This is a genomic window from Oceanimonas sp. GK1 (genome assembly GCF_000243075.1).
GTDB lineage: Bacteria > Pseudomonadota > Gammaproteobacteria > Enterobacterales > Aeromonadaceae > Oceanimonas.
This window is the reverse complement of the sequence record NC_016745.1, coordinates 690,078-714,125: the sequence shown is the minus strand read 5'-3', so window position 1 is coordinate 714,125 and position 24,048 is coordinate 690,078. Positions and strand designations below refer to the sequence as shown.

The following is a 24,048-nucleotide window of genomic DNA, read 5'->3' as shown; positions in this document are numbered from 1 at the left end:
TCAGCCGCGCCAGCGAGTCATGATGTGCTCGAGATCCTGCAGCAGCAGCCGGCCGTCCACCAGGGGAATGCCGCTGCCCTCGTCAAACACCGGGCGGAACGAGGCGTGCAGCTCGCCCCTGGGGTTTACCAGGGCGATGGAGGCGGAGTGATCCACCAGGTAATCCTGTTCGCCGCGCTCGTGCACGCCGTAGATGAGGCCCAGTTGCTGCACCGCCGGCATGAGGGTGTCGTGGCTGGCGGTGGCGGCGATAAAGGCCGGGTTGAAGTGCGCGGTGTAGGCCTTGAGCCGCTCGGGGGTATCCCGGCCAGGGTCGGCGGAGACAAACACCACCTGCACGCTGTCGTTCAGCCGGATCAGCTCAGGGTAGATGCGGGCCAGATCCGACAGCGTGGTAGGGCAGATGTCCGGGCAGAAGGTATACCCCACGAACACCAGACTCCAGTGCTCCTGAAAATGCTGCTCGGTAAAAGGCTGGCCATTGGCGTCGGTCAGCGTCATGGGCTTGAGTGGCCGGGGTTCAGGGTAGACCACCACCGCCTCGGTCAGGGTACCGGCCCGGTTGTTGTACCAGGCAACGCCGCTCAGGGTGCCCGCCACCAGCAGGGTCAGCGCCAGTAACCAAATCAGCTTGCTCGTATTAGCCATAGTCTATCCAGTGATCCGCCAGAATAAGAACAAACAGCCACATCAGATGACTGATTGAAAAGCGGAAACATTGTAATGCGGTTTGCGGCCCGGGTCTAAACTTGAGCCGCCAGGCCCACTGCACAAAGCGCAGGTTGAGCGCCAGCGAGCCCAGCAGGTAGGCCGGCCCGGACAGGCCCACCACCCAGGGCAGCAGGCACACCAGGGTCAGCAGCAGGGTATAGAGCAAGACGCAGGTTTTGGTGAACTCAATGCCGTGGGTCACCGGCAGCATAGGGATCTCCGCCTTGGCGTAATCATCCCGCCGGTGAATGGCCAGCGCCCAGAAATGGGGCGGCGTCCAGGTAAAAATGATCATCACCAGCAACAGGGCATGACCATGAAACTCACCGCTGACCGCCGTCCAGCCCAGCAAGGGCGGCATGGCGCCGGCCAGGCCACCAATGACGATGTTCTGCGGCGTGGCCCGCTTCAGCCAGACGGTATACACCACGGCGTAGCCCAGCAACGACGCCAGGGTCAGCCAGGCGGTGAGGGCATTCACCAGCAGCAACAGCACCGCCAGCCCCGAGGCCGACAGTGCCAAGGCAAAGGCCAGTGCCGGCGCGCTGGCCACCCGCCCCTGGGCCACCGGCCTGTGGTGGGTGCGCGCCATCTTGATGTCAATGCGCCGGTCCAGCACATGATTAATGGCCGCCGCGCCCCCCGCCATCAGCCCGATCCCCAGGGTGGCCGCCACCACCGTCAGGGGGGACGGCAATACCTCGGTAAGAAACATGCCGACCACGGCGGTAAGCAGGATCAGTGCCACCACCTTGGGCTTGGTCAGCGCGAAATAGTCCCGCCAGACTCGTGTTCCAGCCGCGGGTAATGCCAGACTCCGTGCCATATTGCCTCCCTGTGGCGCCCCAGGCGCTCTCCCGTTCCCGTTAAAATCAGCAGCAACACAGCGGCGCCCCCATTATGGGCCACCGCCACCCACAGCGGCAGGTACAGCACCACATTGGCCACGCCCAGCGCCAGCTGCAGCAATACCATGACCCCCATGGCCAGGCCCCAGCCCCGCAGCCCGGGCCGTCGGCCCAGCCGCCAGGCCAGCGTCAGCAGCAGCACCGCCGTGACCACAGCCCACAGCCGGTGAGCGGCATGAATGGTGGCCCGCTCCGCCTGGCTCAGCACACCGTACTGGTAGTTCTCGGCCGGCATACCATGAGGATGAAAAGCGCTCCACTGCCACTGGCTGGCCCAGTCGCCCTGGCATACCGGCAGCTCGGTACAGGCCATGGCCGCGTAGTTGGCGGCGGTCCAGCCGCCCAGCGCAATTTGCAGTACCAGTGCCACCAGCGCCAGCCGGAACAGCACGCTCAGGCCACGCCCATCGGGGCGTGTGCCGGAATACGCCCGCCCCCGGCACCACAGCCAGAACAGCAGCGACAGTATGGTAAAGCCCCCCAGCAGGTGGCCCATGACCACAAACGGCATCAGGTTGAGGGTAACGGTCAGCATGCCCAGTATCGCCTGGCCCATTACCAGCGCCAGCAGCAAAAAGGCGGGCAACCGGTACCGGCGGTGCGCCGGTTTAAGGGAGCACAGCGCCATCAGCAGTATGGTTACCCCCAGAGTGCCGGCGGCGTAACGGTGGATCATTTCATTGCGGGCCTTGGTGACTTCCAGCGGCGCATCGGGAAAGCGCTCGGCGGCCAGGGCATGCTCGCCGGCGGTGGCGGGCACATAATGAAAACCGTAGCAGCCGGGCCAGTCGGGGCAGCCCAGGCCGGCGTCGGTCAGCCGGGTCCAGGCGCCCAGCACCACCACCACCAGGGTCAGCCCAAAGGCGAATGCGCAGAGCTTTTGCATGCTGCCCCCTACCCGGCCCGGGAATACTTGAGCAGGCGCCGCAGATCCTGCAGCAACAATCTGCCGGTATTGACGTTCTGCTGCTCATCCCCCGCCAGGGGGTAACGCATGATCAACAGGCCCGGCGGATCGGCAATATAGACAAAGCCCGCTTCCAGGGGCCCGGCGGCAGGCTGCTGCACCACACTGACCCGCTCTCCGTCCCGGCCCAGGGCCAGGTCCAGGTTATTGAGCAGCTGCTCGGCCGGGCCGCAGTAGTCACAGTCTGTTTCGGTGGCCAGCACCAGCCGCCACTGGGTTGCCGGGTCGATATGCCCTTCCACCCATTCGCCATGCCCCCGGGTGCCGGCGCTGAACCAGCCCTGCTCCAGCACCAGCCAGGCCAGCGCCAGTGGCAGCAGAAAAACCCCCAGTAATGCCCATACCGGTTTATGTGTCATTCCCGCCTCCCGTTCCACCACCAGGCCGCCAGCCAAATGGCGGCGGTCATTGCAAACCACTGCACTGCGTAGCCCAGGTGCTTTTCCGGCCCCATCACCACCGGCTGCCAGCCACCGGTATCCATATCGGTTTTCAGCACCATGGGCAGTACCGGCTGCCCCCAGCGGCTGGCCAGCAGTTCAGGGGCCAGGCTGGCAATACGCCGGGACTGAGGGTCCGGCTCTCCACCGCCCAGGGACAGGGGCGGCTGCCAGGGTCGCACCAGTGCGCCACTCACCAACACCGGGGTGTCATCAAGGATTTCAACCTGCGGCAACTGCCGGCGATCCTCACCCGCCGGCAGCCAGCCCCAGTCCACCGCCAGCAACCCCTGGGGCGTCTGCAGCGGGCGGATCAGCCGGTAACCGGGCCGGCCCTGTTCAATCTGATTGTCGAGAAACAGCTCGCCCCCGGCCAGAAAGACGCCACCCACCCGCAGCCGGTAGCCAAAAGGGCTTTGCATGGCCAGCGCTTCCTTCAACTCCAGCTCGATCTGGCTGCGCTGCTTCCACTCCTGTAACAACCGGCGTTTTTCATCGGCCCGAGACAACTGCCACATGCCCATGAACACCATCAGGCCGGTCATGACTGCGGTCAGCACCAGTAATCCGCCGCGTTTACCTATACTCAAGGCGTCCATCCTTCTGTCATGCGTTCAACCATGCTGCTCAAACTGCTGATAGTGCTGCTGTTATTGCTGATGATCGGGAACCTGATGCTGGGCTTGCGGGCCATACTGCACCGGCAGGACCCGGCCTTGATGGCCCGTTACATCGGCCGCCGCCTCTGGCTGGCCGCGATCATCGTGGGGCTGCTGATCCTCGCCCTGGCCACCGGCCTGCTGACGCCCAACCCAACACCATAAGGAGCCTCATTCAGGCCCTTACAAAATATAGACAAACACAAACAGGCACAGCCACACCACGTCTACAAAGTGCCAGTACCAACTGCTGGCCTGAAAGCCGAAGTGCTGGGCCGGGGTAAAATGCCCCTTGTTGACGCGCAGCCACATGATGAACAACATCAGGGTGCCCAGGGTCACGTGGGCACCGTGAAAACCGGTGAGCAGAAAGAAGGTATTGCCGTAAATGCCCGAATCGAGCCGCAGCCCCAGATCCTGATAGGCGTGCACGTATTCCCAAATCTGCAATGACAGGAACAGCAGCCCCAGCAGCACGGTGGCCCCCAGCCAGACCTTGAGCCGGTCGCGTTGCTCCTGCAACAGCGCCAGATGAGCGGCATGCACCGTAACCGACGAGGTCAGCAGTATGATGGTGTTGACCAGGGGCAGTCCCAGCCAGCCCATGGCGGTGGTTTCCATGCCCCCCGGGGTGGTCAGCAGGGGCCAGACCGCATTGAATTCGGGCCACAGCACTTCATGGGTCATGGCGTTGTTGCCGGCGCCGCCGAGCCAGGGCACCGCCAGCACCCGGGCATAAAACAGGGCGCCAAAAAAGGCGCCGAAGAACATCACTTCCGAGAAGATGAACCAGGTCATGCCCTGGCGAAAGGAGCGGTCCATCTGGTCGCTGTACAGGCCCTGATGGGACTCGCTGATCACGTTGGAAAACCAGCCGAACAGCATGATGGTCATCACCAGGGTGCCGGCGGCAAACACCACGGGCCCGGCAATACCGGCAATGCCCGCGGCCCACATGCCCGCCCCCGCAGCCAGCAGAAACAGCCCCAGCGCCCCCACCACGGGCCAGGGGCTTTGTGCCGGCACATAATATTTTTCCGTTTTGACCGCCATGCTCGCCTCCTTGTCAGCCTTGCCCGGCCGCCTGCTCGCTGATGTCGTAAAGGGTGTAGGACAGGGTGAACACTTCAATGTCGGCGGGCAGGGCCTCGTCCACGTAAAAGCTCATCGGCATCACCGCGCTCGCCCGGCCATCCAGCGGCTGTTCCTCAAAGCAGAAACACTCGGTCTTGCGCAGATACCCCGCCGCCCGTCCCGGCGACACCGAGGGAATGGCCCGCAGCACCCGGCTGTCCACTCCCGGATTGGTGACGGTGAAGTCAACCCGGTGCATCTCTCCCGGGTGTACCCGCAGCCGCCGCACCGAGGGCGAAAACTCGCCGCCCAGACCGGTCCGCTGGTAAGTGACAAACTCCACCGTGACCTGCCGCTGCCGGTCCACGCTCTGAGCCGCCGCCGCCGCCGTCCCCTCGGTCTTGCCGTTGAGCCCGGTAATGTCGCAAAACACGTCATACAGGGGCACCAGCGCAAAACCAAAGCCAAACATGGCCACCGCCACCAGCCCCAGGTTTCTGGCTTTTCGGACGGCGTCCATTATTTCACCTCGGGGGGCGTTTCAAAGGTGTGGTAGGGCGCCGGCGACGGCACTGTCCACTCCAGCCCTTCGGCACCGTCCCAGGGTTTGGCCTCGGCCCGCTCGCCGCCACGAATGCACTTCACCAGCACCACCACGAAAATCAGCTGGGACAGACCAAAGGCGAAGCCGCCGAGGCTGACCAGGGCATTGATGTCGGCAAACTGCAGCGAATAGTCGGGAATCCGCCGAGGCATACCGCCCAGCCCTAGGAAATGCATGGGAAAGAACAACACATTGACCGACACCAAGGAGCACCAGAAGTGCCACTTGGCCAGCCGCTCGTCAAACATGTGGCCGGTCCATTTGGGCATCCAGTAATAGGCCGCTGCCATGATCGAAAAGATGGCGCCGGACACCAGCACATAGTGGAAGTGGGCCACCACAAAGTAGGTGTCGTGATACTGGAAGTCGGCCGGGGTAATGGCCAGCATCAGGCCGCTGAAACCGCCGATGGTAAACAGCACGATAAAGGCCAGGGCGAACAGCATGGGCACCTCAAAGCTGATCGAGCCCCGCCACATGGTGGCCACCCAGTTGAACACCTTGACCCCGGTGGGCACCGAGATCAGCATGGTGCAATACATAAAAAACAGCTCCGCCGCCACCGGCATGCCCACGGTAAACATGTGGTGGGCCCACACCAGAAAGCTGAGCCCGGCAATGGAGGCGGTGGCGTATACCATGGAGGCATAACCAAACAGCCGCTTGCGGCTGAAGGCCGGCACTATGGCCGAGATAATGCCGAAACTCGGCAGTATCATGATGTACACCTCGGGGTGGCCGAAGAACCAGAAGATATGCTGGAACAGCACCGGATCCCCGCCCCCGGCCGCCTCAAAGAAGCTGGTGCCGAAATACTTGTCGGTCAGCACCATGGTCACGGCGCCGGCCAGCACCGGCATCACCGCGATCAGCAAGAAGGCGGTAATCAGCCAGGTCCAGCAGAACAGCGGCAGCTTCATCCAGCTCATGCCCGGCGCACGAAGGTTCCAGATGGTAACAATCACGTTGATCGCGCCCATGATGGAGCTGATGCCCATGATATGAATGGCGAACACGAACAGGGCGGTACTGTCGGGGCCATAGGTGGTGGACAGCGGCGCATAGAAGGTCCAGCCGAAGTTGGGGCCGCCGCCGAGCACAAACAGCGAGCTCAGCATCAGCACAAAGGCAAAGGGCAGTATCCAGAAACTCCAGTTGTTCATGCGCGGCAGCGCCATGTCGGGGGCGCCGATCATCATGGGGATCATCCAGTTGGCCAGCCCCACAAAGGCCGGCATCACGGCGCCGAACACCATGATCAGGCCGTGCATGGTGGTCATCTGGTTGAAGAAATTGGGCTCCACCAGTTGCAGCCCGGGCTGAAACAGTTCCGCCCGAATCACCATGGCCATGGCGCCGCCCAGCAGGAACATGGTCAGGCTGAACAGCAGATACAGGGTGCCGATGTCCTTGTGGTTGGTGGTAAACAGCCAGCGGCCAATGCCCCTGGCAGGGCCGTGGTGATGATCTTCCACCAGGTGAATGTCCGCGGTCTCCGTGCGATCCATCTGTGCCATCACAGCCCCCTATTGTCCCTGTCTGGCCTGGTGAATGTCCCTGGGTTGCACCAGGTCCCCGGTATCGTTGCCCCAGGCATTGCGTTCATAGGTGATCACCGCCGCCAGCTCCTTGAGCGCCAGCTGCTTGTCAAAGCTCTGCATGGCGGTGCCCGCCTTGCCGTGCAACACGATATCGATATGGGCCGCCCTGTCGTTCAGCACCATTTCGCTGCCCTTGAGCCCCGGAAAGGCGCCGGGAATGCCTTCGCCACTGGCTTGGTGACAGGCGGCACAGGCCCGTTGATACACCTGCTCACCCAGGCTCATCAGCTCGTCCATGCTCATGTCCATGGCCAACAGTTCCTGCTCGGCGGCTTTGGCGGCGGTCTGCTCGGCCTTGATCTGCGCCAGCCAGCCGTCAAACTCCTCGGGGGTACGGGCATCCACCACGATGGGCATAAAGCCATGATCCTTGCCGCACAGCTCGGCGCACTGGCCGCGATACAGGCCGGGCTGATCAATGCGGGTCCAGGCCTCGTTAATAAAGCCGGGGATGGCATCCTTTTTCACCGCAAAGGCCGGCACCCACCAGGAGTGAATGACGTCGTCGGAGGTGATCAGAAAACGCACCTTGCGATCCGTGGGCAGCACCAGGGGATAATCCACTTCCAGCAGGTAGTTTTCGCCCTTGCCCACCTGGCCGCTGATTTGTTGCGGCAGGGTGGCCAGCAGGCTGTAAAACTCCACCTCTTCGTCAAAATAGCGGTAATGCCATTTCCACTGGGAGCCGGTGATCTGTACAGTCAGATCCGACTCGGAGGCATCTTCCATCGCCACCAGGGTGTTGGTGGCGGGAATGGCCATGGCAATCAGGATCAGAAAGGGAACCAGGGTCCAGAGAATTTCAACTTTGGTGCTTTCGTGAAACTGGGCCGCCCGGGCCCCCTTGGACTTGCGGTGGTGAATAATGGCCCAGAACATGACCCCGAATACCAGCAGGCCGATCACCGCACAGATGGTGAGAATGGTCATGTGCAGGCCATACACCTTCTGGCTGATTTCGGTGACCCCTTCGGTCATGTTGAGGCGGGTTTGCGCCCCCACGGGCAGGGTTGTCAGCAAGGACAACAGCAGCAAAATCGGCTTCACGTGCACCCCCATCGTTTCGTCCTGTAAACCGGAGCACTTGAATTGGGCATCGGTATCAGCCGAACGACCGCATCCCTTCCATTCGGCTGACTCTAAGTAAAGCAGCAGTTAAGGAAATGTAAAATATAAAGAAATGGGGACTGGGGACTGGGGACTGGGGACTGGGGACTGGGGACTGGGGACTGGGGACTGGCAGGCCAGCCTGAAGGGGCCGGCCTGCCAGAACAAGGGGTTCTTTCAGAAATCGCCGTTACGGATGACGCCCACGGCCAGGCCTTCAATAATCAGCTCCTGGGTGCGCAGATCCACCTCGATGGGCGACAATTCCTCGTTCTCGGGAAGCAAGCTGACCTTGCTGCCCTTGCGTTGAAAGCGTTTGACGGTCACTTCGTCGTCGAGCCGCGCCACCACCACCTGGCCGTTGCGGGCCTCCTGGGTCTTGTGCACCGCCAGCAGGTCGCCGTCCATGATGCCGATATTCTTCATGCTCATGCCCTGTACCCGCAGCAGAAAGTCCGCCGAGGGGTGAAACAGGCCGGGATCGAGACGGTAATGGCTTTCAATGTGCTGCTGGGCCAGTATCGGCTCACCGGCGGCCACTCTGCCCACCAGCGGCAGGCCCTGCTCTTCTTCCGCTTCCTCGCCGGCCAGGCGAATGCCCCGGGAGGTGCCGGGCATGATTTCAATCACGCCCTTTTTGGCCAGCGCCTTGAGGTGCTCTTCCGCCGCATTGGCGGATTTGAAACCCAGCACCTTGGCAATTTCCACCCGGGTGGGGGGCATGCCGGTTTGCTGAATGTGTTCCTTGATGATGTCCAGCACCTGAGACTGGCGGGGAGTAAGGGCCTTCATGATGAAACCTGTCTGTTTATACAGTTAACTGTCAGTATATCCAGTAATGAGTCCAGAGCAAGCCCCAAAGCCTCACCCCGTCTGCAGACATAGTGAAGGTTGAATAAAGGGGCAACTTCCCGACACGCTGCAAGTACCTCCCTGTTCAGGCTCACCTATCCGCCTGGTTACCACAGCGCCAGCACCAGGCCGGCGAAAACCGCCATGCCGGCGTAGTTGTTGTTGAGAAAGGCACGAAAACAGGGCATGCGCTCCCGATCGCGGATCAGCCGCTGCTGATACACAAACAGCCCGGCGGCCGCCAGCAGGCCCCAGTAAAAGGGCGCGGCCAGTTCAAATACCCGGCCCGCGGCCACCAGCAGCAGCAGGGTAACCAGCTGCAGCAGGCCGACGATCAGCTTGTCGCGCCGGCCAAACAGAATGGCGGTGGACTTCACTCCTATCTTGAGGTCGTCGTCCCTGTCCACCATGGCATACATGGTGTCATAGGCCACGGTCCAGGTCAGGTTGGCGCCAAACAGCAGCCAGAGCCCGGCGGGCAGGCTGTTGGCCTGGGCGGCAAAGGCCATGGGAATGGCCCAGGAGAAGGCGATGCCCAGAAACAGCTGGGGCAGATGCGTAAAGCGCTTCATAAAGGGGTAAAGCGCCGCCCAGAACAGGCCGGCAAAGGCCAGGCCAATGGTGAGTGCGTTGGTGGTCAGCACCAGTAAAAAGGAAAGGCCCACCAGCAGGGCAAAAAAGCTCAGCGCCTGACGCTCGGTGAGCTCACCCGCCGGCAACGGCCGAGCATGGGTGCGCTTGACGTGACCGTCGATATGGCGATCGGCATAGTCGTTGATCACGCAGCCGGCGGAGCGCATGGAAAACACCCCGGCCACAAACACCACCAGCAGCCAGGGAGAGGGCAACCCACCGGCGGCAATCCACAGTGCCCACAAGGTAGGCCACAGCAGCAGCAGGGTGCCAATGGGCTTGTCGAGCCGGGCCAGGGCCAGATAGGCGCGCCAGCGCGGGCGGGAAGGAGAGGTCAGCGTGGTCATGATACGGTTTCCTGATAGGGAGCCGAGGCCGGCAGAAAGAGTTCGGTCACCAGCACCCGGGCCAGGCCGGTGCTGAGGGCGGAGCGGCGGGCCCAGGGGCCGGTGGCGGGCGCAGCAGTCGTCAATCCGGCTCGTGCCGCCAGACGGTGATAGGCCCTGGAGTCGAGCCGCGCCAGCTCAAACGGCGTACGTTGCAGATCCGGCGCTTCGAACATCAGCTCACCCAGCGCCCGGGAGCCCAGCCCGCCCAGCGCCGGCAGCGCCGCCTGAGTGGCAGAAGAATACAGCGAGGTGGCATACACCCAGGGCACGCCGTCACACAGCAGCAGTACCTCCCGGCAATAGCCCTGTTCGGTATGGAGCAGGGCCGCCTGATCCGGCGTGAGCGGGCGCAGCACCGCCTCCGCCAGCACACGCACACAAAAATCGTTGCTGTGACGACGCAGCCGCTGGGTCAGCGAACCCGGTTCATACAACCAGTCGCACAACAGGGGCGACGCCGGCGCTGAATGTCCCCATGGCCAGTCACTGTCGAGGCTGGGCGTCATGGTTGTGGGGTGAAATGACAAAGACATAACAAGGTATTGGGTCCTGCTTCGGCGGCAACACCAGCACCGCTTTTTCGGGCCATGATACAGAAAACGGCCGATGGACTTGACCGGACCGACAAATATTTAAACAATGCCCGCTCTCACTTTGTCGGAGACTCATATGTTTCGGTTACTTGCCTTCTGCCTGCTGCTGGCGGCCTCGGGCCCGCTCAGCGCACAGGAAGAGGCGGCGGAGCCCGCCGGGCCCATATATTACACCATGACGCCGGACATTATTACCAACTACCAGCATTCCGGACAAAACCTCGGCTATGTGCGGGTGGCGGTGGATCTGATGCTGGAACGGCCGGAGCAGCTGCCGCTGGTGGAAAACAATATGCCGTTGCTGCGGGATGCGCTCAACGACCTGCTGGCGGAAAAAAACCGGCAGGAAATCCGCTCCCTGCCGGCCCGTACCGCCCTGGCCGATGAGGGCCGGCAGCGGCTCAACGATTTGCTGTTGCAGGAAGCCGGGCAAACCCCGATTCGCCGCCTGCTGTTCACCAAATTTCTCTATCAGTAAGCCGCCCGGCGCCGGTTATCGAGCCAGGCCTGCAGCAGGCCGATAAGGGCACCGCCCAGGTGAGCCATGTTGGCCACCGGCGTCCCCAGCAGATCGGCAAAGCCCAATACCAGCCATACCACCATAAACACCGCCATGCCGTCGGGCAGGCCGATACCCCGGGCCGGGTTGAGCCGGCCGCTGAACCAGACGTAGGCCAGCAGCGCATACACCACCCCCGACAAACCACCAAAGCGCGGACCACTGGCCCAGAACTGCAGCAGGTTGGGCAGCACCGCCGCCACCAGCAACAGCACCAGCAGCTTGCTGCTGCCGAGGCGCCTTTCCACCATGCCGCCCAGGTACCACCACCAGAACAGGTTGAACACCAGGTGCATCAGGGAAAAATGCATCAGCGCCGGGGTAAAAACACGCCAGAACTCCGCGCCCAGCAGCCCGTCCAGCCGGGGCGGAAAGGACAGCACCCCGAACATGGGCAACCCCAGCCAGCTCAGGCCATAAACCAGCAGGCAGGCCAGCAGCACCAGCAGGTTCACCGGGCCGGTCTGGCGCAGCAGGTCGCTTGCCCAGCCGCGTTGCGGTGGTCCGTCGGCAAAGCGGGCGTGGCTGTCGCCCCGCTTCCACGATGCTTCCTGATAGCGGGGGTGAAAGGGCTCGGCCAGAAAGCGCTTCGCTTCCCGGTGGGCCTCCTCAAAGCGGGCTTCGTCTACCAGCCAGATATGCACATGACCGTTATCGTCCTGAGTGAGCTCGCAGTGCAGACCGAGCTCACTCAGGTAGTCCACAAAGGCCTGGGCCCGGCGCGGATCGTCGAGCACCAGCAGCGCCTTCACGACTGGCCAACCACCGGCTGACTGCGGCGCCAGGCCTCAAAGCCGCCGTCCAGGCTGTAGACTTCCTCAAAGCCCTGATTCACCAGATACTGGGCCGCGCCCTGACTGCTGATGCCGTGATAACACATCACGATCACCGGCACGTCGTAATCCACCTCATTGGTAAAGCTCACCAGGCTGTCGTTGGTCAGGTGAAAGGCACCCTCGGCGTGCGCCAGGGCAAAGGACTGGGGGTCGCGAATATCCACCAGCCGGGCCCGGCCTTCGCTCAGCATGATGTGGGCGTCGTCCACCGAAATATGGGCAAACTGATCCATGAATTCCTCCTCGATAATGTGGCAGCCAGTGTACCCAATTCAGCCTCAGCCGCCCAGATAGGCGTTGCGCACCCGTTCGTTCACCAGCAGGGCGGCACCGGTGTCGGCCAGCACCACCCGGCCGTTTTCCAGCACATAGCCCCGGTCGGCCAGCTTCAACGCCTGGTTGGCGTTTTGCTCCACCAGGAAGATGGTCATGCCCTTTTCTTTGCGCAGCCGGGCAATGGTGTCGAAGATCTGATTGATGATGATGGGCGCCAGCCCCAGGGACGGCTCGTCCAGCAGCAACAGCCGGGGCCGGCTCATCAGCGCCCGGCCAATGGCCAGCATCTGCTGCTCGCCCCCGGACATGGTGCCGGCACGCTGGTGGCGCCGCTCCTTCAGCCGGGGAAACATGGCAAACACCTCGGCCATCAGGCCGGCATGCTCGCGCCTGTCCACGAAAAAGGCGCCCATGTGCAGGTTTTCCTCCACCGTGAGCCGGGCGAAGATACGCCGCCCTTCCGGCACAATGGCGATGTCCCGGCGCATGATGGCGGCGGTATCCAGCCCGGACAGATCCTGCCCCTCAAACACCACCCGGCCCCGGGACGGCCGGGGATCGCCACAAATGGACATCATCAGGGTGGTCTTGCCGGCGCCGTTGGCGCCGATCAGCGTCACGATCTCCCCCTGCTCGATATGCACCGTCACGTCTTCCAGCGCCTGTATCTTGCCGTAATGGGCGCAGATATTATCGACATGCAGCATCAGGCTTCTCCCAGGTAGGCGTTGATCACGTCGGGATGGCTGCGCACCGCCTCGGGGCTGCCGTCGGCCAGGGGCCGGCCCTGGTTGACCACGTAGATATGATCGGAAATGTCCATCACCAGCTTCATGTCGTGCTCGATCAGCAGCACGCTGACCCCTTCATTGTCCCGCAGATCCCGGATCAGCCGGTTCAACTCCTGGGTTTCAAAGGGATTGAGCCCGGCCGCCGGCTCGTCCAGCATCAGCAACGCCGGCCGGGCCGCCATGCAGCGGGCGATCTCCAGCCGTCGTTGCTGGCCATAGGCCAGGTTACCGGCGGCGCGGTTGGCAAAGTCGGTGAGGTTGACCTTTTCCAGCCAGTAATGGGCCCGCTGCAGCCCTTCCCGCTCGGCCCGGCGAAAACCGGGGGTTTTCAGCAGGCCGGCGAGAAAATGGGTATTCAGATGAGCATGCTGGGCCACCAGCAGGTTCTCCAGCACCGTCATTTCCTTGAACAGGCGCACGTGCTGAAAGGTACGCACCATCCCTAACCGGGCAATTTTGTGGCCCGGCTGACCGGCGATGGTCTGACCGCGAAAGCGCACCGTGCCACCACTGGGCCGGTAAAAGCCCGACAGGCAGTTGAACACCGTGGTCTTGCCGGCGCCGTTAGGGCCAATGATGGAAACGATTTGCCGCTCGTCCATGGCGAGCGCCACCCCGTCCACCGCCACCAGGCCGCCAAAGCGCATGGTGAGACCGGATACCTTCAGCAACTCGCTCATGATTTCAGCTCCAGGTGGGGGCGATGCATGGGCAGCAACCCTTGAGGCCGCCAGATCATCATCAGCACCATCAGCAGGCCAAACAGCAACATGCGGTACTCGTTAAACTCCCGGGTCAGCTCGGGCAATATGGTCATGATGACCGCCGCCAGCACCACCCCAATCTGCGAGCCCATGCCCCCCAGCACCACAATGGCGAGAATGATGGCCGACTCAATGAACACAAACGACTCGGGGCTGATAAAACCCTGGCGGGCGGCAAAGAAGCAGCCGGCAAAACCGGCAAAAGCGGCGCCGATAGTAAAGGCGCTGAGCTTGATAAGCGTCGGGTTGAGCCCGAGGGAGCGGCAGGCGATTTCGTCCTCGCGCAGCGCCTCCCAGGCCCGCCCGAGCGGCATGCGCAGCAGGCGGTTGATGATAAAGATGGTCAATACCACCAGCACCAGTGCCAGCAGGTACAAAAAGATCACCTTGTGTCCGGAGTTGTAGGCAATGCCGAAAAACTCGTGAAAGGTGTTGTCCCCCCGGCGCTCGAACTCCAGCCCGAACAGGGTGGGTTTGGGTATGCCGGCAATGCCGTTGGGGCCGCCGGTCAGCTCGGTCATGTTGTTGAGCAGAATGCGGATGATCTCGCCAAAGCCCAGGGTCACGATGGCCAGGTAGTCCCCCCGCAGCCGCAGCACCGGAAAGCCCAGCAAAAAACCGAAGGTGGCCGCCAGGGCGCCGCCAATCAGCAGGCAGGTCCAGAAATCGAAACCGAAGTAGGCGTTGAGCAGGGCGTAGCTGTAGGCGCCCACGGCGTAAAAGGCGACATAGCCCAGATCGAGCAGGCCGGCCAGACCCACCACCACGTTGAGCCCCAGCCCCAGCATGACGTAGATCAGCGTAAGCGTGGCCAGATCCACGGCGCCGCGCGAGCCCATAAAGGGCCACACCAGCAGGGCGGCCAGCACCAGCACGGTGACGATGCGGTACAGCCAGGGCTGCTCCTCGGGGGCCGGCAGGGCGAAGTTGCCCTTGCGGTCCGAGAGATAACGAAAGGGCTTGCGCCACTGCTCCGTAAACAGCTGAGCCAGAAACACCAGACCGGCGCCCAGCGCCAGCCACTGCCAGCTGGCGTCGAGCCGGTTGGACACCACCAGCCGGGTGCCCTCGGTTTCCAGGCGGAATCCCAGCAGCCAGCCCGCCAGCAGCAGAAACAGTCCGACGGCAATCAGAGAGGGTTTGAGTCGGCTCATACCTTTTCCACCTCCGGTTTGCCCAGAATGCCGGTGGGCATGAACAGCAGCACGAAGATCAGCAGGCCGAAGGACACCACGTCCTTGTATTCGGTGCTGAAGTAGGCGCCGGTCATGGCTTCGGTCACGCCCAGCAGCAAGCCGCCGAGTACGGCGCCGGGAATGCTGCCAATGCCGCCGAGCACGGCGGCGGTAAAGGCCTTGAGCCCGGCAATAAAGCCGATGTAGGGGTTGATCACGCCGTAATAAGAGCCCAGCAGTACCCCGGCCACCGCCGCCAGCGCCGCGCCAATCACAAAGGTCAAGGCAATGATGCTGTTGCTGTTGATACCGAGCAGGTTGGCCATTTTCAGATCCTCGGCACAGGCGCGGCAGGCCCGGCCCATGCGCGAGCGGGAGATAAACAGCGACAGCACCGTCATGGTGATAAAGGTCACCACAAAGATGATCAGCTGCATGTAGGACAGGGTGGCCTGAAAGCCCTCATTGCCAAAGCTCCAGCCACCGGGCAACAGCGAAGGGATGGCGATATCCCGGGAGCCCTGCGCCAGACGCATCATGTTCTGCAAAAAGATGGACATGCCGATGGCGGAGATCAGCGCAATCAGCCGTTTGCTATGGCGCAGCGGCCGGTAGGCCACCCGCTCGATGGAATAACCGTACACACTGGTCAGCACAATGCTCACCAGAAAGGCGGTACACAGCAGCAGGGCGGTACTGTCGATGCCGAGCATGGTCAGCGCCGTCATCACCATAAAGGCCGCATAGGCCCCGATCATGTACACCTCGCCATGGGCGAAGTTGATCATGCCGATAATGCCATACACCATGGTGTAACCGATGGCGATCAGGGCATAGGTGCTGCCGATGGTCAGGCCGTTAAGCAGCTGCTGAATAAAATAGAGTATGGGCTCGGACATACAACCTTTCCTTGTCGTAGCACAATGAGCGCCGTCGATGCAGGCGGGTAATCCCCGCCTGGTGACGATGATGGTGTTGTAGGCCGTTACAGCTGGGTGGAGGTGCCGTCCTTGTGCCAGGCGAATACACCGAACTCAAAGCCCTTGAGATCGCCTTTTTCATCCCAGGACAGCGGGCCCATCACGGTGTCGACCGGCTCGGCCCGCAGGGCCGTGGCCACCGCTTCCGGATCGGTGCCGGCCCGCTTGATGCCCTCGGCAATGGCCTCTATCGCGGCATAGGTGGTCCACACAAAGGGACCGGTGGGATCTTCTCCTTTGGCCTGAATGGCCGCCACGATATCGGCGTTGGCCGGATCCAGATCGTATTTCTTGGGCAGGGTCACCAGCAGGCCTTCAGAAGCGTCGCCGGCAATGGAGGTAATGTCTTTATGGCCCACGCCTTCCGGCCCCATAAAGCGGGCCTTGAAGCCTTTCTCGGCAGACTGGCGCAAAATCAGCCCCAGCTCCGGGTGGTAGCCACCGTAATAGACGAAGTCCACCTGCTCCCGCTGCAGCTTGGCGATCAGCGCCGAGAAGTCCTTGTCGCCGGAGGTAATGCCTTCATAGGCCACCACGTTGGCGCCGGCTTCCTTGAGTGCATCGCGCACGCTGGAGGCCAGGCCTTCACCGTATTGCTTCTTGTCGTGAATGATGGCGATGCGCTCGGGCTTGATCTGCTCCACGATATAATGGGCAGCGGTCGGGCCCTGATCACTGTCGAGGCCGATGGTACGCATCACGAATTCCAGCCCGCGCTCGGTGATCACCGGATTGGTTGACGCCGGGGTCACCATCAGAATGCCTTCGTCGTCGTAGACATCGGACGCCGGCAGGGTGCTGTCGGAGCACAGATGGCCGGCCACGAACTGAATGCCGTCGTTGACGATGCGGTTGGCCACCGCCACCGCCTGCTTGGGATCACAGGCGTCGTCGTATTCCACCGCTTCCAGGGTATGCTCCCCCAGTTTGCCGGACTTGTTGAGCAGCTCCACCGCCATGCGCCCGCCGGTAAATTGCATGTCGCCATACTGGGCGACCGGACCGGTAATGGGGCCGGCAATGGCAATCTTGATGGTCTCGGCCTGAGCGGAAAACGCCGCGCCGTATCCCAGGGCCGCGAACACCGCCATTGCGACCACCTTTTTATTCCTTGTCACCATACGAACATCCTCTATTCGAACAGGGGTAGCCGGAACGGCTCCGGCCGTCGTCATCAGTTCTAACCCTTGTACGAAATTAGCACAAGGGGAAAATGCTTCGAATGGGACCGGGGGCAGATTGAGGCCGGGGACTCGGGAGTGAGGGGTGAGGGGTGATGGGTGATGGGTGATGGGTTGGAGTGGCCCCGATAAAGTAGACACTTAAGTTAAGCGGCAGCTGCGTAGGCATTGGGAGTTATTCCTCCCAGCGCCATGTGGCGCCGCACTTTCGGGTAATACTCGTCCGTATAATACCGGACTTCATCTGCCATTTCGTCTCTTCGAGCATTCCTAATGGATGTGTCCATTCCTTCTTGAGCAGCGCGAAGAAGCTTTCCGAACAGGCGTTATCCCAGCAGTTACCTCGCCGAGACATGCTGATGGTGATTCCCCGTGTAGTGAGCCATCTCATCACCTCTTCGCTGCGATACTGACTCCCCTGGTCAGAGTGGAACAACAACTGTGTCCCATCTGGCCGCTGATGTTGCCATGCCTGCTCAAGGGCCTCCAGCACCAGCTGGGCGCTATTGATGGCACCCATGGCTCGGCTCACCACGCGACGTGTACCCAGGTCCAGGACTACTGCGATGTAGAGCCAGCCTTCGTGGCACCGGATTTGAGTAATATCTGATACCCAGACTCGATTTGCCGCACCAACCGAGAAGCGGCGATTCAGCAAGTTCGGTAGCACAGGCAAGAATGATGTCGGCTTTTGATACCCTGCTTTAAGAGCCGTGCATGAATGGTAACCAGCGTCTCTCAGCAAGCGCTGAACCTGGTTCTTGCCGCAGCAGAACCCGGCATCCCGTGCTTCCAGCCACAGCTTGCGATAACCCGGCACATTCTTCTGTTGCCTGGCTCGCTCGAGCAGGAAGGTTTTCAGAGTTTGTCGCTTGATGACACGTTCTCCCGGAGCATGCTGACGTGCTCGCCAACGATAATATCCCGCTCGTGACACATTGAGTACTTCACACATTATCGAGACCCGCCAGCGTTGACTTCGGTGAGCCTCGATAAAGGCAAACCTTACTTGCTGTGCTTGGCGAAGTACTCTTGCGCCTTTTTTAGGATTTCGTTCTCCAGCTCTTTTCGTTCAAGCAGCTTCTTCAGTCGAGCATTTTCACGCTCCAGATCCTGCAAACTTTTTTCTGGTCCGATGTTTTCAACTGCTTTGTCAGATGATTTCTTGGTCATGATCCACTCTCTGCGCCAGCGACTCAATTGGTTAGGATGGATCCCGAGTCTGCCAGCAAGCTGAGCTTGTGTCTCTGTGGTGGATAGCGAGGCCTCGACGGCCTCACGTTTGAATGCATCGCTAAAGTGACGGTGGGGTTTGTACTTCATAACACCTTCTCATTAAATGAAGGTGTCTACTTTTTTCGGGCCAGTCCAGGTGATGGGTGATGGGTGATGGGCAGAGGACAGCATATGCAGGACAAACTTTTGCTGACAAAGAGACTAAAGGGAGCTGTTTCACGACCGATCAAATGCCAGGGATAGCATTTACCGAGCGACACATGGATGTGCTCGAAGCGTGTCGTGAAACAGACCCTTTAGCCGACTTACTGCGGGATAACAGGCACCATCAGCTTACTGCCAGTCAAGGATCACCTTGCCGGACTGGCCGGAGCGCATGATGTCAAACCCTTGCTGGAAGTCGTCCACCTTGAAGTGATGGGTGATGATGGGAGTCAGATCCAGACCCGACTGGATCAGGCTGGCCATTTTGTACCAGGTTTCAAACATTTCCCGGCCGTAAATGCCCTTGAGCACCAGCCCCTTGAAGATCACCTGATTCCAGTCGATGGCCATGTCGGAAGGCGGAATGCCCAGCATGGCGACCTTGCCGCCGTGGTTCATCTTGGCCAGCATGTCCTGGAACGCTGCCGGCACCCCGGACATTTCCAGGCCCACATCAAACCCTTCCGTCATGCCCAGCTCAGCCATGACATCATTCAGGCTTTCGTTGGCCACGTTCACCGCCCGGGTCACCCCCATGCTGCGGGCCAGCTCCAGGCGGTAGTCATTCACGTCGGTGATCACCACATGGCGCGCGCCCACATGGCGGGCCACGGCGGCGGCCATGATGCCGATGGGGCCGGCGCCGGTGATCAGCACGTCTTCGCCCACCAGATCGAACGACAGCGCGGTGTGCACGGCGTTGCCAAAGGGGTCGAAAATGGCGGCCAGATCGTCAGACACTTCGTCGGGCAGCTTGAAGGCGTTAAAGGCCGGGATCACCAAGTATTCGGCAAAAGCCCCCTCCCGGTTTACGCCTACGCCCACGGTATTGCGGCACAGGTGGGTGCGGCCGGCCCGGCAGTTACGGCAGTGGCCACAGGTGATGTGGCCTTCACCGGAAACCCGGTCACCGATCTCGAAACCACGCACTTCCTGGCCGATGGCCACCACCTCACCCACGTATTCGTGGCCCACCACCATGGGCACCGGAATGGTCTTTCGGGACCAGTCGTCCCAGTTGTAAATGTGGATATCGGTACCACAGATGGCGGTTTTGCGGATTTTGATCAGCAGATCGTTATGACCCAGCTCCGGCTCGGGCACGTCGGTCATCCAGATGCCGGGCTCGGCCTTCAGTTTTGCCAGTGCTTTCATGGTATGTCTCCTCAAATCACGCCCAGTTCACGGCCAACGTCGGTGAAGGCCGCAATGGCCCGGTCCAGTTGCTCACGGCTGTGGGCCGCCGACATCTGGGTGCGAATGCGAGCCTGGCCCTTGGGCACCACCGGAAAGGAAAAGCCGATAACGTAAATGCCCTTTTCCAGCAACTTGTCGGCCATTTGCGAGGCCAGGGCCGCATCGCCCAACATCACCGGAATAATGGCGTGATCCTGACCGGCCAGCGTAAAGCCGGCGGCGGTCATTCTCTCTCTGAAGTAATCGCTGTTTTCCCGTACCTTCTGCCGCAGATCGTCGCCGTTTTTCAGCATTTCCAGCACCTTGATGGAAGCGGCAACAATGGCCGGGGCCACCGAGTTGGAAAACAGGTAAGGCCGGGAGCGCTGGCGCAGCCAGTCGATCACTTCCCTTTTGCCCGAGGTATAACCGCCGGACGCGCCGCCCAGGGCCTTGCCAAGGGTGCCGGTGATGATATCGACCCGGCCCATAACCTCACAGTATTCATGGGTGCCCCGCCCCTGCTCGCCGACAAAGCCCACGGCGTGGGAGTCGTCCACCATCACCAGCGCATTGTACTGGTCCGCCAGATCGCAGATGGCCTTGAGGTTGGCGATCACACCGTCCATGGAGAAGACGCCATCGGTGGCGATCAGCTTGAAACGGGCACCATCGGCCTCGGCCTGTTGCAGGCAGGCTTCAAGCTCGGCCATGTTGTTGTTGGCGTAGCGGTAGCGTTTGGCCTTGCACAGGCGCACGCCGTCGATGATGGAGGCATGGTTCAGTGCATCGGAAATAATGGCGTCTTCCGGACCCAGCAGGGTTTCAAACAGGCCGGCATTGGCATCGAAACAGGAGGTATAAAGAATGGTGTCCTCCATGCCGAGAAAGGACGACAGTTCGGCTTCCAGCTGCTTGTGCAGATCCTGGGTACCGCAGATAAAGCGGACCGAGGCCATGCCGAAACCATGGCTTTGCAGGCCCTGCTGCGCCGCCTCGACCAGTGCCGGATGATTGGCCAGGCCCAGGTAGTTGTTGGCGCAGAAGTTAATCACCTCCTGCTCGCCCACGTGAATGGCGGCGCTCTGGGGAGACGTAATCACCCTTTCCTTTTTATAGAGTCCTTCCGCTTTGGTGTTTTCCAGCTGCTCGCTTAAGTGAGCATAAAATGCCGACGACATAACAAACTCCCGTTTTCCATGTGGCTATCTGGGTTTAATTCAGACCATTTTACTACCTCACCCCGGGATACTCATAATTTATTCCACCAGTTCACACTATTTGTGAAAGGGATCACCGGGTTCGACCGCCAGAACCCGATAATGTGCCAGGATCTGGTTCAACTCGAGTCCTTTCCCCGGGGCTGATGGGTGGTGTGCAACACTGATGCACCGGAAAGGCTTCTCCAGGCCCTACCACAGTGACACTCGAATAATAGAAGGGGTTCCGTGCCCGAGCCTGCCGGCAACGGTCAGCGCCACCCGTCCTTCGGGTTAGTTTTTCGCGGCTGAGGCGTGGTAAACTGGCGGCAATTTTTGTTCGAACAGCCGAACATTCGGTTCGGCCAGCAAGAGGCAGACTGCGATGATCATTGTAACTGGCGGTGCCGGCTTTATCGGCAGCAACCTGGTAAAAACCCTGAACGAGCAAGGCCGCACCGACGTGGTGGTGATCGACGATCTGACCGACGGCACCAAGTTCGTCAACCTGGTTGACCTGACCATCGCCGATTACCTGGACAAGGACGAGTTCCTGCACCGCATCGTGTCCGGCGACGAGTTCGAGGAATGGGGCGGCATCGAAGTGATCTTCCATGAAGGTGCCTGCTCGGCCACCACCGAGTGGGACGGCAAGTTCATGATGGAGAACAACTACGAGTACTCCAAGGATCTGCTGCACTACTGCCTGGAGCGGGAAATTCCGTTCATTTACGCCTCTTCCGCCGCCACCTACGGCGGGCGCAACGACAACTTCATCGAAGAGCCGCAATACGAGCAGCCGCTCAACGTGTACGGCTACTCCAAACAGTTGTTCGACCAGTATGTGCGCCGCCTGATGCCGGAGATCACTTCCCAGGTGGTGGGCCTCAAGTACTTCAACGTGTACGGCCCCCGCGAGCAGCACAAGGGCAGCATGTCGAGCGTGGCCTTCCACCTCAACACCCAGCTGCACAAGGGCGAAAACCCCAAGCTGTTTGAAGGTTGTGACGGTTTTGACAACGGCGGCCAGATGCGCGACTTCATCTACGTGGGCGACGTGTGCCAGGTCAACCTCTGGTTCTGGCAGAACCCCGAGGTGTCCGGCATCTTCAACTGCGGCACCGGCCGCGCCGAGCCCTTCCGGAACGTGGCCGAGGCGGTGATTCACTTTCACGGCAAGGGTGAAATCGAATACATCCCCTTCCCCGACCACCTGAAGGGCCGCTATCAGAGCTTTACCGAAGCGGATCTCACCAAGCTGCGCGCCGCCGGCTACCCCCACGAGTTCAAAACCGTGGCGGAAGGGGTGGCCGACTACATGGCCTGGCTGAATAAATAAGGCACACCATGAACATTTTGATGGCGTTGTCTCAGCTCGAGGTGACCGGCGCAGAGGTATACGCCACCACGGTGGGCGATGCGCTAACCGCACGCGGCCACCGAGTGTTTTATGTCTCCGACACCCTGACCAAGCCGCACCGGGGAGCCTTTTTCAAACTGCGCTTTAACAAGCGCAGCATTCCCCGCCGCTTCTGGCATGTGGGCTACCTGGTTTACCTGATTAAAAAACACCGTATTCAGCTGGTGCATGCCCACAGCCGCGCCTCAAGCTGGAGCTGCTACGTGGCCTGCAAGCTCACCGGCACTCCCATGATCACCACGGTGCATGGCCGCCAGCCGGTGCATGCCTCGCGCAAGAAGTTTCATGCCCTGGGCGATCGCGCCCTGGCGGTGTGCGAGGCGGTGCGGGATCAACTGGTTACCGGGCTGGGTGTGCAGCCTGAGCTGATTGCCATTGGCCGCAACGGCATCAATACCGAGCATTACCGGCCGGTTCCGGCACCCGCCAACGACAGGCCGGTAGTCAGCATTATCGGCCGGCTCACCGGCCCCAAGGGCGAACTGTGCTACCGGCTGCTGGATCAGTGTCTGGACCTGGAGCGCTACCGGGTACAAATCGCCTCAGGATCGCAGATCCCCGAGCGGTTTGAGCGCTTTCGCAACCAGGTGGAATTTCTTGGTTATGTGCAGGACGTGCCCGCGCTGATGGCCCGGTCCGATCTGGTGATTGGCGCCGGCCGGGTGGCCATGGAAGCCATCCTGATGCAACGCCCGGTGTTCGCCGTGGGCGAGGCCGAGGCCGTGGGGCTGGTGACTCCCGACAACATCGACGCTGCCATGGCGAGCAACTTCGGTGATATTGGGCCAAAGGACCTGGATATCGACTTTGCCGCCTTGCCCGGCCGTATTGCCTCCGCGCTGACAACCGAGTTTGACCAAACTACGCTGGCCGAAACCGTCAAGGCCGCCTACGACCTGCAGGCGGTGGCCACCGAGCTGGAACATCATTATCAGAGCGTGATCGTGCACCGGCTGCGGCGGGAAGTGCCCATCATCATGTATCACCGCTTTATTCGGGATGACAGCGAAAAGGGCGTACACGGCACCTATCTTCAGGTGAACATGCTGGAAAAGCATTTCAAGTTGCTGAAGCGACTGGGCTACGAGACCCTCACCTTTGCCGATCTCGCCGATAAAGGACTGGCCAGCCGGCTGGAAGCCGGCAAGAAATACATCATCATCACGGTGGACGACGGCTACAAGGACAACTATGAACTGCTGTTTCCGCTGCTGAAAAAGTACGGCTTCAAGGCGGTGATCTACGCCGTGACCGGTGAAACCTTTAACCGCTGGGACGTGGAAAACCCCGATAATCCGGAAAAAGCCGTGGAGCTGATGACCCCGGCCCAGATCAAGGAAATGGCTGATTCCGGCCTGGTGGAATTTGGCGGTCATACCCTGACCCACCCCAAGCTGGACCGGCTCGACCGCGACCAACAACGCAGCGAAATAGCCGACAACAAGGCCCAGCTGGAGCAGTTACTGGGACACAGGCTCCACTCGTTCGCCTATCCCTTCGGCATTCACAACAACGACAGCAAGCAACTGGCCGAAGAGCTGGGTTACCCCTTTGCCGTAGCCACCAACAGCGGCCCCCTGGCCATGCACGAAGATCCCTACCAGATCCGCCGTATCGCCATCTTTCCCCGCACCGACGTGTTCGGTCTGTGGCGAAAGATCAAGGGGGATTATGTGTTCAGGAAAGCTAAAAAATGACTCTTAACGATATTCA

25 protein-coding genes and 1 pseudogene are annotated in these 24,048 nt (G+C 61.0%); 4 read left to right on the top strand and 22 right to left on the bottom strand.

All coding sequences use genetic code 11. The features are described from left to right. From GU3_RS03420 to GU3_RS03400, 5 genes are read right to left on the bottom strand one after another with little or no spacing between them, the layout of a single operon-like run. On the bottom strand, nucleotides 1-648 hold the full coding sequence (locus tag GU3_RS03420) for an SCO family protein (protein WP_014291165.1): 648 nt from the start codon (nucleotides 646-648) through the stop codon (nucleotides 1-3). Then, entirely contained in the window at nucleotides 641-1,537 is an 897-nt protein-coding gene (gene cyoE / locus GU3_RS03415) for a heme o synthase (protein WP_041542896.1), read from the bottom strand. The genes GU3_RS03420 and cyoE overlap by 8 nt, the downstream gene beginning before the upstream one ends. After that, nucleotides 1,474-2,505: a heme A synthase gene (locus GU3_RS03410; RefSeq protein WP_014291163.1), complete on the bottom strand. Its 1,032-nt coding sequence runs from the start codon at nucleotides 2,503-2,505 to the stop codon at nucleotides 1,474-1,476. The genes cyoE and GU3_RS03410 overlap by 64 nt, the downstream gene beginning before the upstream one ends. Nucleotides 2,506-2,513: 8 nt before the next feature. Beyond that, on the bottom strand, nucleotides 2,514-2,945 hold the full coding sequence (locus GU3_RS03405; RefSeq protein ID WP_014291162.1) for a hypothetical protein: 432 nt from the start codon (nucleotides 2,943-2,945) through the stop codon (nucleotides 2,514-2,516). After that, nucleotides 2,942-3,625 carry an SURF1 family protein gene (locus GU3_RS03400; protein WP_371245753.1) on the bottom strand — a complete coding sequence of 228 codons (684 nt, stop codon included), beginning with the start codon at nucleotides 3,623-3,625 and terminating at the stop codon, nucleotides 2,942-2,944. Before GU3_RS03400 ends, GU3_RS03405 begins: the two co-directional genes overlap by 4 nt. Nucleotides 3,626-3,634: 9 nt before the next feature. On the opposite strand from GU3_RS03400, the gene GU3_RS03395 reads away from it, so the two are divergent. Continuing rightward, on the top strand, nucleotides 3,635-3,850 hold the full coding sequence (locus tag GU3_RS03395; RefSeq protein WP_014291160.1) for a DUF2909 family protein: 216 nt from the start codon (nucleotides 3,635-3,637) through the stop codon (nucleotides 3,848-3,850). A gap of 18 nt (nucleotides 3,851-3,868) precedes the next feature. Here GU3_RS03395 and GU3_RS03390 read toward each other — a convergent pair whose 3' ends face one another. The 7 genes from GU3_RS03390 to GU3_RS03360 form a co-directional block, all read right to left on the bottom strand. After that, nucleotides 3,869-4,738, bottom strand: a complete 870-nt coding sequence (locus tag GU3_RS03390) for a cytochrome c oxidase subunit 3 (RefSeq protein ID WP_014291159.1) — start codon at nucleotides 4,736-4,738, stop codon at nucleotides 3,869-3,871. Between the two features lie 13 nt (nucleotides 4,739-4,751). Next, nucleotides 4,752-5,279 (bottom strand): cytochrome c oxidase assembly protein, encoded by a 528-nt coding sequence (locus GU3_RS03385; RefSeq protein ID WP_014291158.1) that lies wholly within the window; start codon nucleotides 5,277-5,279, stop codon nucleotides 4,752-4,754. After that, nucleotides 5,279-6,871: a cytochrome c oxidase subunit I gene (gene ctaD / locus GU3_RS03380; RefSeq protein ID WP_014291157.1), complete on the bottom strand. Its 1,593-nt coding sequence runs from the start codon at nucleotides 6,869-6,871 to the stop codon at nucleotides 5,279-5,281. The genes GU3_RS03385 and ctaD overlap by 1 nt, the downstream gene beginning before the upstream one ends. Nucleotides 6,872-6,889: 18 nt before the next feature. Then, nucleotides 6,890-8,011, bottom strand: coding sequence for a cytochrome c oxidase subunit II (gene coxB / locus GU3_RS03375; RefSeq protein WP_237711166.1), 1,122 nt, complete (start codon nucleotides 8,009-8,011; stop codon nucleotides 6,890-6,892). Nucleotides 8,012-8,248: 237 nt separating this feature from the next. Beyond that, entirely contained in the window at nucleotides 8,249-8,863 is a 615-nt protein-coding gene (gene lexA, locus GU3_RS03370) for a transcriptional repressor LexA (RefSeq protein ID WP_014291155.1), read from the bottom strand. A 167-nt stretch (nucleotides 8,864-9,030) separates the two neighbouring features. Next, nucleotides 9,031-9,903 carry a 4-hydroxybenzoate octaprenyltransferase gene (gene ubiA / locus GU3_RS03365; protein WP_014291154.1) on the bottom strand — a complete coding sequence of 291 codons (873 nt, stop codon included), beginning with the start codon at nucleotides 9,901-9,903 and terminating at the stop codon, nucleotides 9,031-9,033. Then, nucleotides 9,900-10,478, bottom strand: a complete 579-nt coding sequence (locus GU3_RS03360; protein ID WP_083829436.1) for a chorismate lyase — start codon at nucleotides 10,476-10,478, stop codon at nucleotides 9,900-9,902. The genes ubiA and GU3_RS03360 overlap by 4 nt, the downstream gene beginning before the upstream one ends. A gap of 136 nt (nucleotides 10,479-10,614) precedes the next feature. Here GU3_RS03360 and GU3_RS03355 point away from each other — a divergent pair, with 136 nt between their 5' ends. Next, the gene (locus GU3_RS03355) at nucleotides 10,615-11,016 is read left to right on the top strand and encodes a flagellar basal body-associated FliL family protein (RefSeq protein ID WP_014291152.1); all 402 of its coding nucleotides are present in this window, start codon (nucleotides 10,615-10,617) and stop codon (nucleotides 11,014-11,016) included. Here GU3_RS03355 and glpG read toward each other — a convergent pair. The 10 genes and pseudogenes from glpG to GU3_RS03300 all read right to left on the bottom strand — a co-directional run bounded on the left by glpG (nucleotide 11,010) and on the right by GU3_RS03300 (nucleotide 20,897). Continuing rightward, a complete protein-coding gene (glpG, locus tag GU3_RS03350) occupies nucleotides 11,010-11,849 on the bottom strand; it encodes a rhomboid family intramembrane serine protease GlpG (protein ID WP_014291151.1) in 840 nt (279 codons plus the stop codon). The two genes, GU3_RS03355 and glpG, sit on opposite strands and share 7 nt — an antisense overlap. After that, nucleotides 11,846-12,166: a thiosulfate sulfurtransferase GlpE gene (glpE, locus tag GU3_RS03345; protein WP_014291150.1), complete on the bottom strand. Its 321-nt coding sequence runs from the start codon at nucleotides 12,164-12,166 to the stop codon at nucleotides 11,846-11,848. The genes glpG and glpE overlap by 4 nt, the downstream gene beginning before the upstream one ends. 45 nt (nucleotides 12,167-12,211) lie before the next feature. Beyond that, nucleotides 12,212-12,916, bottom strand: coding sequence for an ABC transporter ATP-binding protein (locus GU3_RS03340; RefSeq protein WP_014291149.1), 705 nt, complete (start codon nucleotides 12,914-12,916; stop codon nucleotides 12,212-12,214). Then, on the bottom strand, nucleotides 12,916-13,680 hold the full coding sequence (gene livG / locus GU3_RS03335) for a high-affinity branched-chain amino acid ABC transporter ATP-binding protein LivG (RefSeq protein ID WP_014291148.1): 765 nt from the start codon (nucleotides 13,678-13,680) through the stop codon (nucleotides 12,916-12,918). The genes GU3_RS03340 and livG overlap by 1 nt, the downstream gene beginning before the upstream one ends. After that, nucleotides 13,677-14,918 carry a high-affinity branched-chain amino acid ABC transporter permease LivM gene (locus GU3_RS03330; RefSeq protein WP_014291147.1) on the bottom strand — a complete coding sequence of 414 codons (1,242 nt, stop codon included), beginning with the start codon at nucleotides 14,916-14,918 and terminating at the stop codon, nucleotides 13,677-13,679. The genes livG and GU3_RS03330 overlap by 4 nt, the downstream gene beginning before the upstream one ends. Then, nucleotides 14,915-15,838, bottom strand: a complete 924-nt coding sequence (livH, locus tag GU3_RS03325; RefSeq protein ID WP_014291146.1) for a high-affinity branched-chain amino acid ABC transporter permease LivH — start codon at nucleotides 15,836-15,838, stop codon at nucleotides 14,915-14,917. Before livH ends, GU3_RS03330 begins: the two co-directional genes overlap by 4 nt. An 86-nt stretch (nucleotides 15,839-15,924) precedes the next feature. Next, nucleotides 15,925-17,040 (bottom strand): branched-chain amino acid ABC transporter substrate-binding protein, encoded by a 1,116-nt coding sequence (locus GU3_RS03320; protein WP_041542891.1) that lies wholly within the window; start codon nucleotides 17,038-17,040, stop codon nucleotides 15,925-15,927. Between the two features lie 206 nt (nucleotides 17,041-17,246). Further along, a pseudogene (locus tag GU3_RS03315) lies at nucleotides 17,247-18,423 on the bottom strand (IS3 family transposase). A 246-nt stretch (nucleotides 18,424-18,669) separates the two neighbouring features. Further along, nucleotides 18,670-19,695, bottom strand: coding sequence for an L-threonine 3-dehydrogenase (gene tdh / locus GU3_RS03305; protein WP_014291141.1), 1,026 nt, complete (start codon nucleotides 19,693-19,695; stop codon nucleotides 18,670-18,672). Nucleotides 19,696-19,706: 11 nt separating this feature from the next. Continuing rightward, complete coding sequence (locus GU3_RS03300; RefSeq protein WP_014291140.1) at nucleotides 19,707-20,897, bottom strand: glycine C-acetyltransferase; 1,191 nt, start codon at nucleotides 20,895-20,897, stop codon at nucleotides 19,707-19,709. 403 nt (nucleotides 20,898-21,300) lie between these two features. On the opposite strand from GU3_RS03300, the gene rfaD reads away from it, so the two are divergent. Then, entirely contained in the window at nucleotides 21,301-22,254 is a 954-nt protein-coding gene (gene rfaD / locus GU3_RS03295) for an ADP-glyceromanno-heptose 6-epimerase (RefSeq protein WP_014291139.1), read from the top strand. An 8-nt stretch (nucleotides 22,255-22,262) separates the two neighbouring features. Then, nucleotides 22,263-24,032 carry a polysaccharide deacetylase family protein gene (locus tag GU3_RS03290; protein ID WP_014291138.1) on the top strand — a complete coding sequence of 590 codons (1,770 nt, stop codon included), beginning with the start codon at nucleotides 22,263-22,265 and terminating at the stop codon, nucleotides 24,030-24,032. Nucleotides 24,033-24,048 lie beyond the last annotated feature (16 nt).

Excerpts from the sequence above, each read along its gene's own strand:
- livG (WP_014291148.1), bottom strand. The coding sequence starts at position 13,680 with ATGAGCGAGTTGCTGAAGGTATCCGGTCTCACCATGCGCTTTGGCGGC.
- GU3_RS03340 (WP_014291149.1), bottom strand. The coding sequence starts at position 12,916 with ATGCTGCATGTCGATAATATCTGCGCCCATTACGGCAAGATACAGGCG.
- glpE (WP_014291150.1), bottom strand. The coding sequence starts at position 12,166 with ATGGATCAGTTTGCCCATATTTCGGTGGACGACGCCCACATCATGCTG.
- GU3_RS03405 (WP_014291162.1), bottom strand. The coding sequence starts at position 2,945 with ATGACACATAAACCGGTATGGGCATTACTGGGGGTTTTTCTGCTGCCA.
- GU3_RS03360 (WP_083829436.1), bottom strand. The coding sequence starts at position 10,478 with ATGTCTTTGTCATTTCACCCCACAACCATGACGCCCAGCCTCGACAGT.
- GU3_RS03400 (WP_371245753.1), bottom strand. The coding sequence starts at position 3,625 with ATGGACGCCTTGAGTATAGGTAAACGCGGCGGATTACTGGTGCTGACC.
- GU3_RS03355 (WP_014291152.1), top strand. The coding sequence starts at position 10,615 with ATGTTTCGGTTACTTGCCTTCTGCCTGCTGCTGGCGGCCTCGGGCCCG.
- GU3_RS03320 (WP_041542891.1), bottom strand. The coding sequence starts at position 17,040 with ATGGTGACAAGGAATAAAAAGGTGGTCGCAATGGCGGTGTTCGCGGCC.
- GU3_RS03300 (WP_014291140.1), bottom strand. The coding sequence starts at position 20,897 with ATGTCGTCGGCATTTTATGCTCACTTAAGCGAGCAGCTGGAAAACACC.
- GU3_RS03420 (WP_014291165.1), bottom strand. The coding sequence starts at position 648 with ATGGCTAATACGAGCAAGCTGATTTGGTTACTGGCGCTGACCCTGCTG.
- ubiA (WP_014291154.1), bottom strand. The coding sequence starts at position 9,903 with ATGACCACGCTGACCTCTCCTTCCCGCCCGCGCTGGCGCGCCTATCTG.
- GU3_RS03410 (WP_014291163.1), bottom strand. The coding sequence starts at position 2,505 with ATGCAAAAGCTCTGCGCATTCGCCTTTGGGCTGACCCTGGTGGTGGTG.
- GU3_RS03390 (WP_014291159.1), bottom strand. The coding sequence starts at position 4,738 with ATGGCGGTCAAAACGGAAAAATATTATGTGCCGGCACAAAGCCCCTGG.
- tdh (WP_014291141.1), bottom strand. The coding sequence starts at position 19,695 with ATGAAAGCACTGGCAAAACTGAAGGCCGAGCCCGGCATCTGGATGACC.
- GU3_RS03330 (WP_014291147.1), bottom strand. The coding sequence starts at position 14,918 with ATGAGCCGACTCAAACCCTCTCTGATTGCCGTCGGACTGTTTCTGCTG.
- livH (WP_014291146.1), bottom strand. The coding sequence starts at position 15,838 with ATGTCCGAGCCCATACTCTATTTTATTCAGCAGCTGCTTAACGGCCTG.
- GU3_RS03290 (WP_014291138.1), top strand. The coding sequence starts at position 22,263 with ATGAACATTTTGATGGCGTTGTCTCAGCTCGAGGTGACCGGCGCAGAG.
- cyoE (WP_041542896.1), bottom strand. The coding sequence starts at position 1,537 with ATGGCACGGAGTCTGGCATTACCCGCGGCTGGAACACGAGTCTGGCGG.
- lexA (WP_014291155.1), bottom strand. The coding sequence starts at position 8,863 with ATGAAGGCCCTTACTCCCCGCCAGTCTCAGGTGCTGGACATCATCAAG.
- ctaD (WP_014291157.1), bottom strand. The coding sequence starts at position 6,871 with ATGGATCGCACGGAGACCGCGGACATTCACCTGGTGGAAGATCATCAC.
- rfaD (WP_014291139.1), top strand. The coding sequence starts at position 21,301 with ATGATCATTGTAACTGGCGGTGCCGGCTTTATCGGCAGCAACCTGGTA.
- GU3_RS03385 (WP_014291158.1), bottom strand. The coding sequence starts at position 5,279 with ATGGACGCCGTCCGAAAAGCCAGAAACCTGGGGCTGGTGGCGGTGGCC.
- GU3_RS03395 (WP_014291160.1), top strand. The coding sequence starts at position 3,635 with ATGCGTTCAACCATGCTGCTCAAACTGCTGATAGTGCTGCTGTTATTG.